The following is a 16568-nucleotide window of genomic DNA, read 5'->3' as shown; positions in this document are numbered from 1 at the left end:
GTTGCGTGACCGATCAGTGCCTGTGCTCGAAGCCGAGTTTGCGGCCCAGTCGCGACGCGTAGAATTCGCCTATGATGCCCCGGCGGAACACCAGGACGCACACCATGAAGACAATCCCGGTAATGATGGTGACCGGGAATTGCGAGGTCGCCAGGTAGTTCTGCAGCGTCACCACCAGCCCGGCCCCGAAGATCGGGCCGATCAGCGTGCCGATGCCGCCGAGAAGCGTCATCAGGATCACCTCGCCAGACATCTGCCAGGCGACATCCGTCAGCGTCGCGAACTGGAAGACGAGCGCCTTAGTGCCGCCTGCAAGCCCTGCGAGCGCCGCCGACATCACGAAGGCGCCGAGCTTGTAGCGGGCCACCGAATAACCAAGCGAGATGGCGCGCTGCTCGTTCTCGCGGATCGAGCGCAGGATCATGCCGAACGGTGAGTTGATGAAGCGCCAGATGATGACGAGCCCGATCACGAACACCGCCAGCACGAAGTAATACATGTTGGTGGAGCTGTTGAGATCGATGAAGCCGAACAGGTGCCCGCGCGGCACCGACTGGATGCCGTCCTCGCCCTTGGTGAATTCCGCCTGCAGGCAGAAGAAGAAGAACATCTGCGATAGCGCGAGCGTAATCATCGCGAAATAGATGCCCTGCCGGCGGATGGCGAAGAAGCCCATGATGAGGCCGAGCACCGCCGCACCTACGACGCCCGTCAGCACGCCAAGTTCGGGCGGGAAACCCCATTCCTTCACCACATGGGCGCTGAAATAGGCCGCACCACCGAAGAACGTGGCGTGCCCGAAGGACAGCAGGCCCGTATAGCCCAGCAACAGGTTGAAAGCGCAGGCAAACAAGGCGAAGCAGAGGAGCTTCATCAGGAAGATCGGGTAGAAGAAGGCCGGCGCCACGATGAGCAGGACGAGTCCGAGGATCAGGAACGCAGCATAGGTCTTCGATGCGGTCGCCGATCGTTCGGCGCGAACTGTCGTGGTGCTGCTATGGGTCATGTCACTCATTTCATGCACCTCCCTCACGCATCCCGGCCAAACAGGCCGGCTGGGCGGAGCAGAAGCACGATCGCCATGATCACGAAGATCACAATGTTGGATGCTTCCGGATAAAACACTTTGGTGAGGCCTTCGGCGATGCCGAGCATGTAGCCGGTCAGGATGGCGCCCATGATCGAGCCCATGCCACCCACCACGACCACCGCAAACACGACGATGATGATGTTCGAGCCCATCAGCGGCGAGACCTGGTAGACGGGTGCGGCAAGCACGCCGGCAAAGGCGGCAAGCCCCGCACCGAGCGCGTAGGTGAAGGTAAGGAGCACCGGCACGTTGACGCCGAAGGCCTGCACCAGGACGGGATTTTCGGTCGCGGCACGCAGGTAGGAGCCGAGCTTTGTCTTCTCGATAAGCAGCCAGGTGCCGATGCAGGCAAGCAGCGATACGACGACGACCCAGCCGCGATAGATCGGCAGGAACATGAAGCCGAGATTGGTGCCGCCCGCCAGCTGCGCCGGCACGGCATATGGCTGGCCGGACGCGCCATAGAGATAACGGAATGTGCCTTCGAGCGTCAGCGCCAGGCCGAAGGTGAAGAGCAGTCCATAGAGATGGTCGAGTTTGTAGAGCCGCGACAGCAGGAAGCGCTCGATCACCGCTCCGAACAGGCCGACCACCAGCGGCGACAGGATGAGTGCAAACCAGTAGTTGATGCCGAAATACTGGAGCATCAGCATGGCCGCGAAGGCGCCCAGCATATACTGCACGCCGTGGGCAAAGTTGATCACCCGCAACAGGCCGAAGATGACCGCAAGGCCAAGGCTCAGGAGAGCGTAGAAGGAGCCGTTGATCAGGCCGATCAGCAACTGGCCGAGAAACGCCTGCAACGGGATGCCGAAGATCATCGTCATACTACACCCCCAGAACCTTATGCAGCGTGTCCATGCGCTGCGGCAGTTCGCTCACCGGAAACTCCGACACCATCTGGCCGTGGTCCATCAGATAGAACCGGTCGGCGATGCGGCTGGCAAAGCGGAAATTTTGTTCAACAAGCAGCACCGTCATGCCGCGTTCCTTCAAGGTCTTCAGCACCTCGCCGATGCGCTGCACGATAACCGGGGCCAGCCCTTCGGTCGGCTCGTCGAGGATCAGCAGTTTGACGCCGGTGCGCAGGATGCGCGCGATCGCCAGCATCTGCTGTTCGCCGCCGGAAAGCTTGGTGCCGGGGCTCGAGCGGCGCTCCTTGAGGTTGGGAAAAAGTTCGTAGATCTCCTCAATCGGCATGCCGCCTTGCGCCACCACCGGCGGTAGCGTCAGGTTTTCCTCCACCGTCAGTGTCGAGAAGATGCCGCGCTCTTCCGGCACGAAGCCGATGCCCGCATGCGCCGTCTTGTGCAGCGGCACGCCCAGCATGTCCTTGCCGTCGAAGCGGATCTCGCCCTTGCGTTCGCGGATGATGCCGACGATCGTGCGCAAGGTCGTGGTCTTGCCCACCCCGTTGCGTCCGAGGATGGTGATGGTCTCGCCCTCGCCCACCGTCATGTTGACGCCGTGCAGCACGTGGCTTTCGCCATACCAGGCGTTGAGGTTGGAGACCTCCAGAAGCGGTTTTGCCATCAAGCCTCCTCCGCACCCATATATGCTAGTCGCACGCGTTCATCTTGGCTAACGGTCGCGTAATCGCCCTCGGCCAGGATTTCGCCGCGCTGCAGCACCGTGACGTGGTGGCAGATGTCGGCAACAACGGAAAGGTTATGTTCCACCATCAGCACGGCGCGGGTTTTCGCCACTTCGCGGATGATGCTGGATACGGTGCCGATATCCTCCTGCCCCATGCCGGCCATCGGCTCGTCGAGCAAAAGGACCTGCGGATCGAGCGCGAGCGTCGTCGCAATCTCGAGCACCCGCTTGCGGCCATAGGAAAGATCGGCGGCAAGCGAATTGCGCTCGCGCTTCAGCCCCACCGCCTCGATCAGTTCATCGGCACGCGCCGTCAGCCGATTGAGCGCCGAGGTCGGCAGCCAGAACTGCGTCGAGAGACCATTCGGCCGCTGCAGCGCCACGCGCACATTGTCGAGCACCGACAGATGCGGGAACACCGCCGAGATCTGGAAGGAGCGGACAAGCCCCATGCGCGCCACCTTGTCCGGCGGCGTCTTGGTGATGTCCGTCCCCATCAGGGCAATGGTACCGGCAGTCGGTTGCAGGAACTTGGTCAGCAGGTTGAAGACCGTGGTCTTGCCCGCGCCGTTCGGACCGATCAGCGCATGCACCCGGGCGTGATGCACGTCGAGATCGACATTCTTCACGGCCGCAAAGGCACCGAACTGCTTGGTGAGGCCGCGGGCGGACAAGACCACCCGCGGCTCTGCATGATTGTGTGTCGCGGCTACCGCCATCAGTTCACCAGATCGCAGCCGCTCTTGGCGGGATCCATGTAGGCTTCCTTGCCCGGAATGGTGTCGAGGACGTCGAAATAGTCCCAGGCTTCCTTGCTTTCGTCCGGCTTCTTGACCTGCAGCAGGTACATGTCGTGGATCATGCGGCCGTTCTTGGCGACCGTGCCGCCCTGCGCGAAGACGTCGTCGACCGGCATTTCATGAATGGCCTTGGCAACGGCTTCGGTTTCATCCGTGCCGGCCTTTTCGACCGCCTTCAGGTACTGGCGAACGGCGGAATAGGTGCCCGTGTGGATCATGTTGGGCATCTTGTTGGTGCGCTCGAAGAACTTCTTGGCGAACTCGCGGCTCTGGTCGTCGCGGTTCCAGTAATAGCCTTCCGTCAGCGTCAGGCCCTGAGCCGCTTCAAGGCCGAGGCCATGGACTTCGGCGAGCGTGAAGAGCAGCGCGGCGAGGCGCTGGCCACCCTGGACGATGCCGAATTCGGCAGCCTGCTTGATGGCGTTGGAGGTATCGAGGCCGGCATTGGCAAGGCCGATCACCTTTGCGCCGGAAGACTGGGCCTGCAGCAGGAACGACGAGAAGTCGGTGCTGGAGAGCGGATGACGAACGGAGCCGGCGATGGTACCGCCATTCGCCTTTACGAAGTCGCCGGTCTGCTGCTCGAGCGAATAACCGAAGGCATAGTCGGCGGTGAGGAAGAACCAGCTGTCGCCGCCCTGCTTCACGAGTGCGCCGCCGGTGCCGACTGCAAGTGCGTGGGTGTCATAGGCCCAGTGGAAGCCGTAAGGCGAGCAGGCCTTGCCGGTGAGGTCGGTGGTTGCAGCGCCGGTGACGATGTCAATCTTCTTCTTTTCCTTGGCGACCGCCTGCACGGCAAGCGCCACCGACGACGTCGTCAGTTCCATGATCGCATCGACCTGCTCGGTATCGTACCACTGGCGGGCGATGTTGGAGGCGATGTCCGGCTTGTTCTGGTGGTCGGCGTCGACGATTTCGATCGGCATGCCGAGAACCTTGCCACCGAATTCCTCGATGGCCATCTTGGCCGCTTCAACGGACGACTTGCCGCCGAAATCTGCATAGACGCCCGACTGGTCGTTCAGGATGCCGATCTTGATCTTGTTGTCGGATGCCGTGCCGGTTGCATTCTGTGCAAAAGCCGTGCTGCTAACCAGCACGAGCGCCAAAGATGCCAATAGTGTCTTGCGCATGATTTCTCCTCCCAGAGAACAAGCCAAAGTGTCTGTTCAAAATTGGTGAGCCGCCCTCCTCAAGGCGACCGTTCCAAAACGCATGGTTGAGGAAAACGTCCGTTGACGCAAGCATGTTGGCTCCATTAATTGCAAACATCCTCTGTGCATTTTTGAACAGAAAGTAGAAATTTGCAGTGCAGTCCGAATTTCACCTGGGATGACCTCCTGTATTTCCTCGCCGTTGCGAGGACCGGCCAGCTTTCAACCGCCGCGCGCCAGTTGCGCACCAGCCACGCCACCGTCTCGCGCCGCATCGACCGGCTGGAGCTTTCGCTCCAGGTCAAGCTTTTCGAGCGAAACCCGCGTGGCTATGTGCTCACCGCCATGGGCCAGCGTTTCGTGGAAACGGCGGAGCGGATCGAGGCGGAAGCGGATCGGCTGCAGGCGGACATCACCTCCGGCAATCCCGCCCAGCGCGGTGTCGTGCGCCTGAGCGCGCCGGAGGGATTTGCGAACTTCTTCCTCGCGCCGCGAATTGGTGAGTTCTCCGACCAGCACCCCAACCTGTCGCTGGAGCTGGTGACAATCCAGCAGATCATGTCGCTGTCGCGCAAGGAAGCCGATATCGCCGTATCGCTTGATCCCCCTAAGGGAGGTCCTTACGAGATCGAGAAGATCACCGACTACCGGCTGAGCATCTACGGCTCGAAGGAGTACCTGAAGAGCAAGCCGAAGATCAACTGCCGCGACGACCTCCTGACGCATCCCTTCATCGGGTACATCGAAGACATGATCTTTGCGCCGGGGCTCGATTATCTCGGCGACGTGCATCCCGGCATCAAGCCCCGCTTCCAGAGCTCCAGCATCTTCGCCCAGTTGACCGCGACGCTGCGCCACCAGGGGCTGTGCGTCCTGCCGCATTTCATCGCCCGCGACGAGCCCGAGTTGCAGATCGTTCTCGCCAAGGAGATCAAGCTCATCCGCCACTATTACCTGGTGCGCCACCGTGACATGATCCGCAACCGTCGCGTTCGCGCGGTGGCCGATTATATCGTCGCGTCGGTGGAGGCCAATCGCGATGCTTTCCTGGGTTAAGTTCGACCGCGGATGCGGCTTTTAACCACTGCGAACATTGGAACCTGTCAAAACCAAACTAAAGTCATATATTGGCTTGTAGGATCTTGAATCCGTATAACCCACCCGGGGAATGGGAAGAGCATGCCGCAGAGCCACGACGTATCGTTGCTGGATGAGGAACGTTACCGGCTTCTCGTTGATGCCATCACCGATTACGCCATCTACATGATCGACGCCAATGGGCGCGTCGTCAGCTGGAACCCGGGCGCGCAGCGGTTCAAGGGTTACGAGGCGCATGAGATCCTCGGCGAACATTTCTCCCGTTTCTACACCGATGAAGACCGTGATGCGGGCGTCCCGGAAACGGCGCTGCGCACCGCAACCACCGAAGGACGCTTCGAGGCGGAAGCCTGGCGCGTGCGCAAAGACGGAATGCGCTTCTGGGCGCACGTCATCATCGATCCGATCTGGGGTCGCAACGGTGATCTGATCGGCTTTGCCAAGGTCACCCGTGACCTGAGCGAGCGCAAGCATGCCGAAGCGGAGCTGAAGCGCAGCGAGCAGCAGTTCCAGCTCCTCGTCCAGGGCGTCACGGATTACGCGATCTACATGCTCGACCCGGACGGCTATGTCAGCAGCTGGAACGCCGGCGCCGAGCGTATCAAGGGCTATTGTGCCTCCGATATCATCGGCAAGCACTTCTCGGAATTCTACACGCCGGAAGATCGCGAGCGCGATGAACCGGCAAAAAGCCTGGAGATGGCGCGGCGCGAGGGGCGCTACGAGCGTGAAGGCCAGCGCGTGCGCAAGGACGGCACCCGCTTCTGGGCGCATGTCATCGTTGATGCGATCCATAGCGAGCACGGCGAGCTCCTAGGTTTTGCCAAGATCACCCGCGACATCACCGAACGCGTGGCGGCCCAGCAAGCGCTTGCCAAGGCACGCGAAGAGCTGTTCCAGGCGCAGAAAATGGAGGCCATCGGCCAGCTGACCGGCGGCATCGCACACGACTTCAACAACCTGCTGATGGCCGTGATGGGCAGCCTCGAGATCCTCAAGAAGCGCCTGCCGAAGGATCCCTCGCTGATGTCGCTGCTCGACAATGCCCTGCAGGGCGCCGAGCGCGGAGCCGCGCTGACGCAGCGCATGCTCGCCTTCTCGCGCCGCCAGGACCTCAACATGCAGGCGATCGAGCTGACGGCACTGATCAAGGGCATGATGGATCTCGTCAACCCTTCTGTGAATGGCGCGGCCGAGATCACGCTGTCGCTTCCCGAACACCTGCCACCGGTGATCAGCGACCCGGTGCAGCTCGAGACGGCGGTGCTGAACCTTGTCGTCAACGCACGCGACGCGATGCCGAACGGCGGCACGATCACCATCCGCGCCGAGGAATACGACGCCGACCCGGTGGCCGACAAGCTGGCGGTCGGACGCTACGTAAGGCTCTCCGTATCCGACACCGGCGAAGGCATGGATGCCGAAACGCTGGAACGGGCAACCACCCCCTTCTTCACCACCAAGGGCGTCGGCAAGGGAACGGGACTTGGGCTTTCCATGGTCCAGGGACTGACCGAACAATCCGGCGGCAAGCTGACGATCGACAGCCGCAAGGGCAAGGGCACCACCGTATCGCTGCATCTTCGCGTCGCCGAAGGCGCCGAGCTGCACCACCCGATCGAAGTGCCGCAGCCCATTGCGATGACTGAACATCCGAAGAAGAACGCCACCGTGCTTGCCGTCGACGACGACGCGCTTGTGCTGATGAACACGACGCTGATGCTGGAAGACCTCGGACACACGGTGGTGGAAGCCTATAACGGCGTTGAGGCGCTGAACGAACTGCGCAGCGGCGGCCGCAAGTTCGACCTCGTCATCACCGACCATTCCATGCCGAAGATGACCGGCTCGGAGCTTGCCTCGGCGATTCACGAAGAGTGGCCGGACCTGCCGGTGGTCATTGCGACCGGGTATGCCGAGCTGCCGGCTGGTGGTGACAACCGTTTGCCGCGCCTGCCCAAGCCCTTTTCGCAAAGCCAGCTTCAGGACGTTGTCGCATCGGTGCTGAACAGCGCCGCCTGAAACCACCTTGCCGCCCGCGCGTTGTTTCCCATCACACGGGAGAACGAGCATGGTTTTCAAGCACCAGCATTTTCATGAAGTGAAGCCGGAAGTGGAGACAGAGTTTCCGCCGCAGGCCCGTCTCGAGGGCGCCGTCTCCGACGCGCTGGCATCCGCCGGAGGCCTCGACGGGGCGGACGTGACGGTGATCGCGACCGGAACCGAGATCACGCTGAAGGGATCGGTGCAGCGCCCGGAAGAAGCTGCCCGCGCCGAAGAAGTGGCCCGCAGCGTGCCCGGTGTGCTGAGCGTCGTGAACGAGATCCTCTACGGCGGCCTCAACATCGACCAGAACAATGCCGCGCGGGGCCTGAAACCCAGTTCGCAACGGCAGTAAGATCAGGGAGCCGGCAAGCGGCCGGTCCGCATGGCGTGGGCAACGTCATCGCGGCCGGCCTGTTCTGCCTGGCGCGCTGCGGCTTCGAAGTCGTAGGCCACGGCATGCAGTTCCGCTGACCAGCCCGCCGGCGTCTTCTCGATGACCGCGTAACGCGCATGCGGCGCTCCGGCTTCCACGAGATGCGGAACCGGAAATGATCCGCGATAGGCCGGCATGCCGACGCTGCCGGGATTGACGATCAGCACGCCGCCGATCCACGCCACCCGCGAGACATGCGTATGCCCGCACAGCACGACGCGCGAATCACCGATCCCGGCAAGCCGCGCGGCAATGTTCCCGGCTGTATCCATCACTGGCCGCCCGGTGCTGATGTCTTCCATCAGATATTCCAGATCGCCGCCCGCGGGGCTGCCGTGGCAGGCAAAGACGTCTCCATCCGCCAGAGTGACGGTTTTCGGTAGGTTTGCCATCCAGTGAAGATGCGCCTGGCTGAGAAGCGGCCTTGCAAAGGCGTCCGATCGCCCCTCCGCCCCTTCCAGCAGCTGACGTTCGTGGTTGCCTGATATGGTCGGAATACCGAGGCGCATCTGCAGGTCGGCAGCTCCGGCCGGATCGAAGGCGCCTGACACAAGATCCCCGAGATTGACGATGAGATCCGGCGCCGCTTTTTCAAGCCGCGCCAACACTGCCTGCAGCGCCAGGAGATTTCCGTGAACATCGGCAATCACGCCTATCCGCATCGTCCGCCTCCAGCCTTTAACCGCGGCAACCATCCCCGCATCCTGAGGCTGGTCCATCTCGGCGCAAAAGAAAAGGCCCGGCTGCATTTCGTTGCGGCCGGGCCTTTTTCAGGTTGTTGGGCTAACGCTTAACGCGGCAGCGCATAGGCGATGATGTAGTCGCCCGGCTTGGTGCCGATCGAGCCATGGCCGCCTGCCACCATCACCACGAACTGGCGTCCGTCATCGACGGCATAGGTCATCGGGGTCGACTGGCCGCCTGCCGGCAGGCGAGCCTTCCAGAGCTCTTCGCCGGTGGTCAGGTTGTAGGCCCGCAGGTAGTTGTCGACGGCTGCCCCGAGGAAGGCAACGCCGCCCTTGGTGATCATCGGGCCCCCGATGCCGGGAACGCCAACCTTGAACGGCAGCGGCAGTGGCGTCATGTCGTAGACGGTACCGTTGCGGTGCTTGTAGGCGGTTTCGCCGGTGCGAAGGTCAACGCCTGCAACATAACCCCACGGCGGAGCCTGGCAGGGGATCTGCAGCGGGCCGAGGAAGGGACCCATGAAGACGCCATAAGGTGCGCCCTCGTTGCGGTTGAGGCCCTGTTCGCTGGCCTTCTCGTCTTCACCCTTCGGCGGAATGTCCGCACGCGGAACAAGACGCGAGGTGAAGGCAAGGTAGGTCGGCATGCCGAACATCACCTGCCGCTCGGGGTCCACCGCGACGCTGCCCCAGTTGAAGGTGCCGAAGTTGCCGGGGTAGACGATCGTGCCTTCGAGCGACGGCGGTGTGTAGCGGCCCTCATACTTGTACTGATGGAACCAGATGCGGCACACCATCTGGTCGAACATGGTGATGCCCCACATGTTCTTTTCTTGCAGCGTATCCGGCTTGAAGGTGACTGCGGACGTGGGCTGCGTCGGCGCCGTGAAGTCTTCCGGGATAGCACCGGTCGGAGCGGGCTCCTCGGTGATCGGATGGATCGGCTCGCCGGTGCGGCGGTCGAGCACGTAGATGTCACCCTGCTTGGTGGGGCCGACCAGCGCCGGGACAACGGTGTTATCCGGCTTGGTGATATTCAGCAGCACCGGTTGTGCCGGTACGTCCATGTCCCACAGGTCGTGGTGCACGGTCTGGCGTACCCAGCGGTCCGCGCCGGTATTGATGTCGAGCGCGACGATCGAAGAAGAATACTTCTCGACGTTTTCCGACCGGCCCATGCCGAGCTGGTCCGGCACCTGATTGCCGAGCGGAATATAGACGAGGCCGAGCTCTTCATCGGCGCTGAAGACGGACCAGCTGTTCGGCGAGTTTGCCGTATAGGTCTGGCCTTCCCCGATCGGCGCGGTCTGCGTCGGATTGCCGGAATCCCAGTTCCAGACGAGTTCGCCGGTGTTGACGTCGAAGGCGCGGATGACGCCCGACTGCGACTGGGTCGAGTAGTTGTCGTTGACGGCACCGCCGATGATGATCTTGCCGGCGGCAATAACCGGCGGCGAGGTCGAGTAGTAGTAGCCAGCCGGGTTGTAGGGCATGCCGACCGTAAGGTCCAAGGTACCCTGGTTGGCGAAGCTCGGGCAGACCTGGCCGTTCTTCGCATCAAGCGCGATCAGGCGGGCATCGGACGTCGGCAGGTATACGCGTTCGGCGCAGGCGGCGTCGGGTGCCGCAGCCTGGTCCTTGAAATAGGTCACGCCACGGCAGGTCTGGTGCTGACGATCCGGGTTGAGACCCGAATTGGAGTCGTACTTCCAGATTTCCTTGCCGCTCGTCGCGTCAATGGCGATTGCCCAGTTGTGCGGGGTGCAGACATAAAGCGCGTTGCCGACCTTGAGCGGGGTGACCTGGTAGGTCGTTTCGCCCACGTCTTCCGGAAGCTTCACATCGCCGGTCTGGTAACGCCAGACTTCGGTGAGGTTGGCGACATTTTCGACATTCACCTGGTCAAGCGGCGAGTAGCGCTGGCCGTAAGGCGTGCGGCCGTACTGGTGCCATTCCCCATCCGGCACGTCGCCACCCGTGGCAGGTGCCGCGGCGACCGACTGTTCCGGCAGGCTGCCGCTCTTGTCGAGCGGATCCATCAACATTGAAACAACCGCGATAATGACGGCGAGCGCGACGGAAGCGGCGAGCGGGGTGCCGGTTGCGCCATAGCGCATGCCGGTCGGGCTGGAGAAACCGAGCGGCCGGCGGACCCACGGCGTCAGCAGCCAGATGCCGAGGATGATGATTACACCACCGCGCGGTCCAAGCTGCCACCAGTCAAAGCCGACTTCCCAGATCGCCCATGCGAGGGACGCGAGCACGATGACCGCGTAAACGCGCAGGGCCATCGCCTTGTGCATGAAAAGCAATACGGCCGTCGCTATAAAGCCGAGGCCGCATAAGAGATAATACGCGCTTCCGCCGAGCAGCAGCAGCTGGCCGCCGCCCACTGCCAAAGCTAGTCCTATCAGCGTGAATAGGACCGCGGTGATCTTGATCGCCATTTCGAAAAACCTTGTCGTACAAAAAATTCTCGCAGAGGGCGGGAACATTCCCCCAACCTAAATCATCAACACGAGGCATGCGTAAAGGTTCCAGTTTAACCGGCTGCCATGCAAAATTAGAGGAACCGCATTTAACCACCACGTGTTCTGCCTCTTCATGAAGAGGATTATCGCCATGCTCACTCCGCGCGATGGACCAGCTTTTGAGAACAACGGATCGGATGCACGCAGCATTGGCAACGCGGCAGAGGAGGCTGAAGGCTGCACCCGCTGCGACCTCTACAAGAACGCGACGCAGGTCGTGTTTGGCGAAGGCCCGGCCAAGGCGCAGGTGGTGTTTGTGGGAGAACAGCCGGGCGACAAGGAAGATCTGGCCGGCAAGCCATTCATTGGCCCGGCGGGAAAGCTGCTTGACCATTGTCTTGAGGAGGCCGGGGTTGATCGCGACCTCTGTTACGTCACCAATGCGGTGAAACACTTCAAGTTCGCGCCGCGCGGCAAGCGGCGCATCCACGCCAAGCCGAACATCGGCGAGATCCAGGCCTGCGCCTTCTGGCTGGCAACCGAACTGCGGCTTCTCAAGCCGAAGCTGGCGGTGGCGCTCGGCGCAACGGCGGCCTACGCGCTGCTTGGCAAGCAGGCCAAGGTCACCCGCGACCGCGGCACCTTCCTCAGCGCGCCGACCGGATTGCCGATCCTGGTGACAATCCACCCGTCAGCGCTGCTGCGGTCGATGGACCAGCCGGATGCGGAACTGAACCGGGCCCGCTTTGTCGAGGATTTGAGGAAGATCAGGGAGTATCTTTAGCAGATGGCTTACGAACTTTATTACTGGGACGGTCTGCAAGGCCGTGGAGAATTTATTCGTCTGGCACTCGAACAGGCGGGCGCCGATTACGTCGATGTGGCGCGTACCGACGGCGGCATGGACAAGATGTTCGCCTTCATCGAAGGCCGGCAGGGAAACCAGATGCCGTTTGCGCCGCCCTTCCTGAAGGACGGCGAGATCATCGTCTCGCATGTCGCCAACATCCTCCACTATCTCGGCCCGAAGCTGGGGCTTGTTCCGGAGGGCGAACAGGCACGCATCTTTGCCCATGGCCTGCAACTGACGATCGCTGACTTCGTGATGGAGGTGCATGACACCCACCACCCGATCAGCACCGCTGACTACTACGAGGACCAGAAGGAAGAGGCCAAGGCGCGGACGAAGGCTTTTCTCCAGCACCGGGTGCCGAAATTCACGGGCTATTTCAACCGCGTCATTGCAGCGAACCCCGCGGGGGGCGGCCACGCCATCGGCGACCGCCTGAGCTATGTCGACCTGTCGTTGTTCCAGGTCGCTGAAGGGCTGGCCTATGCCTTCCCGCGCGCCATGGCTCGCTTCGACGCCGATTATCCGGATGTCGCAAAACTGCGCGACAAGGTTCGCACGCAGCCGAACATCCGGTCTTATCTGGAGTCAGATCGCCGCCTCGCCTTCAACGAGTCGGGTATCTTCCGGCATTATCCGGAACTCGATCAGGATCCCGCGTGATCCGGATCAGATAAAGGCAAATACCGGCGCGATCGTCGCAATGACGACCGCCGTCGCGATCAAAGCGAATTTCATGTCTCTCTCCACCATGTTCGCGGCTGGGCCACCCTGGCTCAGCTGACGTCTTCTCCTAGTTCCTGAAGAATCTGATGACGCGCCCGGTTCAGGCGGCTCTTGACGGTGCCTACGGCGCAGTCGCAGATTTCGGCTGCGGCCTCGTAGCTTTCGCCAAGGATCGCCACCAGCGTCAGCACCTCGCGGTAGTGCGGCGGCAGTTTCTGGAGGGCACGCTGCACTTCGCGGGCACGCGCCGTGGTCTCCTGGCTGGCCTCGATCGGCGTGTCGCCGGACACGTTCTCCTCGATGCCTGGCGCCTCGCGTCCCAGCACCTTGGCGCGGGTATAGAAGGTATTGCGCATGATGGTGAAGAGCCAGCTCTTGAGCTTGGTGCCCGGCTCGAACTTGTCGAGGTTCGCGAGCGCCTTCATCAAGGTTTCCTGCACCAGGTCATCTGCGTCAGTCGTATTGCGGCAGAAGGTGCGGGCAAATGCTCGGAGAGCCGGAATTAGCCTCACTATGTCTGCACGTGCAGGATCACCATTCAACTGTGATTCAGACACCGTTGCCAACCTCTCCGAAGTCTCGATGGGCGGGAATTTCGGTGGCAAACGCACGTCAAACGAGTTTGGTTCCGCCATTATGAACGGGTCGTTCATCCAGCCGACGGAACAAAGATGGCAGACCTCCTGTTGATAGGGTTTTCATGGAGTTATGGCCGTGGCACCACGCGCGAACTGGAAAGGCTATCTGAAGGTCGGGGAGTTGAGCTGCCCGGTCGCTCTTTATACAGCCGCATCCACGTCCGATCGCGTGAGCTTCCATATCATCAACCGCGAGACCGGCCATCGGGTCCAGCGCGAGATGGTGGACGCCGACACCGGCAAGGCGGTCGAAAGCGACGACATCATCAAGGGCTACGAGGTATCGAGCGGCCAATACGTCCTGATCGAGCCGGCCGAGATCAAGGCGGCGGTGCCCGAGGCGGACAAGACACTGGAGCTTGAAACCTTCATTGCCTGCAATGGCGTCGACACGATCTATCTCGACCGCCCCTACTTCCTGGCACCGACCGACAAGGCTTCCGCTGACGTTTTCGACCTGATCCGCAAGGCGCTCGAAGAAAAGAATGTCGCGGCGCTCGCGCGCACCGTGCTGTTCCGCCGGATGCGGACGCTGCTGATCCGCCCCAGCGAAGAAGGCCTGATCGCCAGCACGCTGAACTACGATTACGAGGTCCGGCCGGCCAAGGAAATCTTTTCAGAGATCAAGACCATCAAGATCGAAGGCGAGATGCTGGACCTCGCCAAGCATATCATCGGCACCAAGAAGGGCACATTCGATCCGACCAAATTCGATGATCGCTACGAGGCCGCGCTTGAGGAACTGATCAAGGCGAAGATCGAAGGCCGCAAGGTGAAGAAGAAGCCTGCACCGGAGCCGCAGAAGGTGACGAGCCTGCTCGACGCACTACGTCAGAGCGCCGGTGGTTCCGCTACGTCCAGCAAGACGCCTGCGAAAAAATCGCCGACCAAAAAAACCACCGCCAAAAAATCGGCCTCGAAGACATCCGGCATGTCGGCGGCTGCGAAGAAAACCGTATCGCGTAAAACTGCTCCGCAGAGAAAGGCGAGTTGACCATGGCGCTGGAGGCATCCGAGCACAAGCGTAGCCTCTCCAGGAAAACATCGGACCGGCAGATGTCCGGGAAAGCGAAGCCCGGCAAAGGCAAAACGGCAGACGCCGGCAAGGAGAGCCTTGCCGCCAAGCTCAAGGGCGCCAAACAGGCGCCGCTGCCGGAGTTCGTCGAGCCGCAGCTTGCAACGCTGGTGAAAAGTGCACCCTCCGGCAAGCGCTGGATCCATGAGGTGAAGCTCGACGGTTATCGGCTGCAGGCGCGCATCAGCCAGGGCAAGGTCTCGCTCCTGACCCGCAAGGGCTTGGACTGGACCCACAAGTTCGGCAAGGCGATCTCCAGCGCGCTGCTAAAGCTCCCGGTTTCAGACGCCGTGATCGATGGTGAAGTCGCGGTCGAGGCGGGTTCCGGTGCGACCGACTTCTCGCTCCTGCAGCAGGATTTGAGCGACGGGCGGCAGGACAGGTTCACCTTCCATGTTTTCGATCTCCTCTACCTCGACGGTTACGACCTCGCCGCCGTGCCGCTCCTCAAGCGCAAGGAGATCCTTGAAACGATCTTGAAAGACTGTGATCCAGCGCTCCGCTACAGCGAACATTTTGGCGACGAAGGCGGGATCGTGCTGAAGCACGCCTGCCGCTTGAGCCTCGAGGGCATCATCTCCAAGGTCGCCACCGCGCCTTATCGCGGCGGTCGCGGTCGCGACTGGGTGAAGTCGAAATGTTCGGCACGGCAGGAATTCGTGGTGGCGGGCTATGTCCCCTCCTCCGTCTCGAAGACCGCGATCGGCTCGCTGGTCATGGGCTACTACGAGAACGGAAAGCTGCGTCATGCGGGTCGCGTCGGGACTGGCTATTCCAATGCGGTAGCGCAATCGCTGTTCAAGCGGCTCGATGAGCTGCGGATCCCAAAGAGCCCGTTCGATGAGAAGCTGACGGCGGTTGAGCGCAAGGATGTCGTTTATCTCAAGCCGGAACTTGTCGCAGAAGTCGAATTCCGGGGCTGGACGGCGGACTCGCATATCCGGCATGCTGCCTTTCGCGGCCTGCGCGAGGACAAGGATGCCGGGGACATCGTTCGCGAAGGCGCTGCCGAAGCGGAGGATGCGCCAATGCCCGCCAAGCGTACTGTCAACTTGACGCACCCCGACCGGGTCTATTGGCCCGACGCCGGCGTCACCAAGGCTGGGCTTGCCGATTACTACACGCAGGTCTGGCGGCTGATGGCGCCCTTCGTCGTCAACCGTCCGCTTGCGCTGCTGCGCGGTCCCGACGGCATCAAGGGCCAGTTGTTCTTCCAGAAACACGGCTGGAAGGGGATGAACAAGAACGCGGCGCTGGTGAAGGATCCGGCCGATCCGGAGCAAGAAGACATCATCATTCGCGATCTCGACGGCCTGCTCGGCCTCGTGCAGGGCGCCGCACTCGAGATCCACCCCTGGGGATCCACGGTGAACGACTGGGAGAAACCGGACATGGTCAATATCGACCTCGACCCCGGTGACGGTGTCTCGTGGGAAAGGACCATCGAGGCGGCTTATGAGGTAAAGCGGCGCTTCGCGGAGATGGGGCTGACCGCCTTCGTCAAGACCTCCGGCGGCAAGGGACTGCATGTTGTGGCACCGGTGAAGCCCAAGGCCGAGTGGCCGCAGGTAAAGGCGACGATGAAGGCGCTGGCTGACGGCATGGCCGCCGACGAGCCGGACAAATACGTCTCCACCATCACCAAGTCGAAGCGCACCGGCAAGATCCTGATCGATTACCTGCGGAACGGCCGCGGCAACACGGCTGTGGCGCCCTATTCCACCCGCGCCCGGCCCGGCGCCCCGGTGTCGATGCCGATCGAATGGGAGGAACTGACGGACGCGATCAGCCCGAACTACTTTACCGTCGCCAATGCCGCCGCCCGCATCGCGCAGCAGACACGCGACCCTTGGCGCGAATTCCGCAAGGCCGAAGCGCCGATCGTCTTCAAGGAAAAGAAGTAGA

Annotated in this window: 15 protein-coding genes; 7 read left to right on the top strand and 8 right to left on the bottom strand. The window is 61.9% G+C overall.

Going from position 1 to position 16568, the window contains the following annotated elements; translation table 11 throughout:
* Positions 1–13: 13 nt before the first annotated feature.
* From M0654_RS02800 to M0654_RS02780, 5 genes are read right to left on the bottom strand one after another with little or no spacing between them, the layout of a single operon-like run.
* Positions 14–1015, bottom strand: a complete 1002-nt coding sequence (locus tag M0654_RS02800) for a branched-chain amino acid ABC transporter permease (RefSeq protein WP_248681736.1) — start codon at positions 1013–1015, stop codon at positions 14–16.
* A 14-nt stretch (positions 1016–1029) separates the two neighbouring features.
* Positions 1030–1917 carry a branched-chain amino acid ABC transporter permease gene (locus M0654_RS02795; protein WP_118850564.1) on the bottom strand — a complete coding sequence of 296 codons (888 nt, stop codon included), beginning with the start codon at positions 1915–1917 and terminating at the stop codon, positions 1030–1032.
* A 1-nt stretch (position 1918) separates the two neighbouring features.
* The gene (locus M0654_RS02790; RefSeq protein ID WP_118850565.1) at positions 1919–2623 is read right to left on the bottom strand and encodes an ABC transporter ATP-binding protein; all 705 of its coding nucleotides are present in this window, start codon (positions 2621–2623) and stop codon (positions 1919–1921) included.
* Positions 2623–3405 carry an ABC transporter ATP-binding protein gene (locus M0654_RS02785; protein WP_248681735.1) on the bottom strand — a complete coding sequence of 261 codons (783 nt, stop codon included), beginning with the start codon at positions 3403–3405 and terminating at the stop codon, positions 2623–2625. Before M0654_RS02785 ends, M0654_RS02790 begins: the two co-directional genes overlap by 1 nt.
* Entirely contained in the window at positions 3405–4619 is a 1215-nt protein-coding gene (locus M0654_RS02780) for an ABC transporter substrate-binding protein (protein ID WP_248681734.1), read from the bottom strand. Before M0654_RS02780 ends, M0654_RS02785 begins: the two co-directional genes overlap by 1 nt.
* A 171-nt stretch (positions 4620–4790) precedes the next feature.
* Here M0654_RS02780 and M0654_RS02775 point away from each other — a divergent pair, with 171 nt between their 5' ends.
* From M0654_RS02775 to M0654_RS02765, 3 genes are all read left to right on the top strand, one after another.
* Positions 4791–5696 (top strand): LysR family transcriptional regulator, encoded by a 906-nt coding sequence (locus M0654_RS02775; protein ID WP_248681733.1) that lies wholly within the window; start codon positions 4791–4793, stop codon positions 5694–5696.
* A gap of 123 nt (positions 5697–5819) precedes the next feature.
* Positions 5820–7760: a hybrid sensor histidine kinase/response regulator gene (locus M0654_RS02770; protein WP_248681732.1), complete on the top strand. Its 1941-nt coding sequence runs from the start codon at positions 5820–5822 to the stop codon at positions 7758–7760.
* A 49-nt stretch (positions 7761–7809) separates the two neighbouring features.
* Entirely contained in the window at positions 7810–8136 is a 327-nt protein-coding gene (locus tag M0654_RS02765) for a BON domain-containing protein (RefSeq protein ID WP_248681731.1), read from the top strand.
* Between the two features lie 2 nt (positions 8137–8138).
* Here the strand turns inward: M0654_RS02765 and M0654_RS02760 are convergent, their stop codons facing one another.
* Both M0654_RS02760 and M0654_RS02755 read right to left on the bottom strand, forming a co-directional pair.
* On the bottom strand, positions 8139–8879 hold the full coding sequence (locus M0654_RS02760) for a metallophosphoesterase family protein (RefSeq protein WP_248681730.1): 741 nt from the start codon (positions 8877–8879) through the stop codon (positions 8139–8141).
* 128 nt (positions 8880–9007) lie between these two features.
* The gene (locus tag M0654_RS02755; RefSeq protein WP_248681729.1) at positions 9008–11350 is read right to left on the bottom strand and encodes a glucose/quinate/shikimate family membrane-bound PQQ-dependent dehydrogenase; all 2343 of its coding nucleotides are present in this window, start codon (positions 11348–11350) and stop codon (positions 9008–9010) included.
* A gap of 175 nt (positions 11351–11525) precedes the next feature.
* Here M0654_RS02755 and M0654_RS02750 point away from each other — a divergent pair, with 175 nt between their 5' ends.
* Together M0654_RS02750 and M0654_RS02745 are read left to right on the top strand one after the other, a co-directional pair.
* Positions 11526–12158: a UdgX family uracil-DNA binding protein gene (locus M0654_RS02750; RefSeq protein WP_248681728.1), complete on the top strand. Its 633-nt coding sequence runs from the start codon at positions 11526–11528 to the stop codon at positions 12156–12158.
* Positions 12159–12161: 3 nt separating this feature from the next.
* Entirely contained in the window at positions 12162–12887 is a 726-nt protein-coding gene (locus M0654_RS02745; RefSeq protein WP_248681727.1) for a glutathione S-transferase, read from the top strand.
* Between the two features lie 113 nt (positions 12888–13000).
* Here the strand turns inward: M0654_RS02745 and M0654_RS02740 are convergent, their stop codons facing one another.
* Positions 13001–13462, bottom strand: a complete 462-nt coding sequence (locus M0654_RS02740) for a sigma-70 family RNA polymerase sigma factor (RefSeq protein WP_390919488.1) — start codon at positions 13460–13462, stop codon at positions 13001–13003.
* Between the two features lie 196 nt (positions 13463–13658).
* Between M0654_RS02740 and ku the strand changes: the two genes are divergently transcribed.
* Entirely contained in the window at positions 13659–14582 is a 924-nt protein-coding gene (gene ku, locus M0654_RS02735) for a non-homologous end joining protein Ku (protein ID WP_248681726.1), read from the top strand.
* A gap of 62 nt (positions 14583–14644) precedes the next feature.
* Entirely contained in the window at positions 14645–16567 is a 1923-nt protein-coding gene (ligD, locus tag M0654_RS02730; RefSeq protein ID WP_390919472.1) for a DNA ligase D, read from the top strand.
* Position 16568 lies beyond the last annotated feature (1 nt).

Source organism: Neorhizobium turbinariae, from assembly GCF_023223505.1.
Taxonomy (GTDB): domain Bacteria; phylum Pseudomonadota; class Alphaproteobacteria; order Rhizobiales; family Rhizobiaceae; genus Neorhizobium; species Neorhizobium turbinariae.
This window is presented reverse-complemented; position numbering and strand designations above follow the sequence as displayed.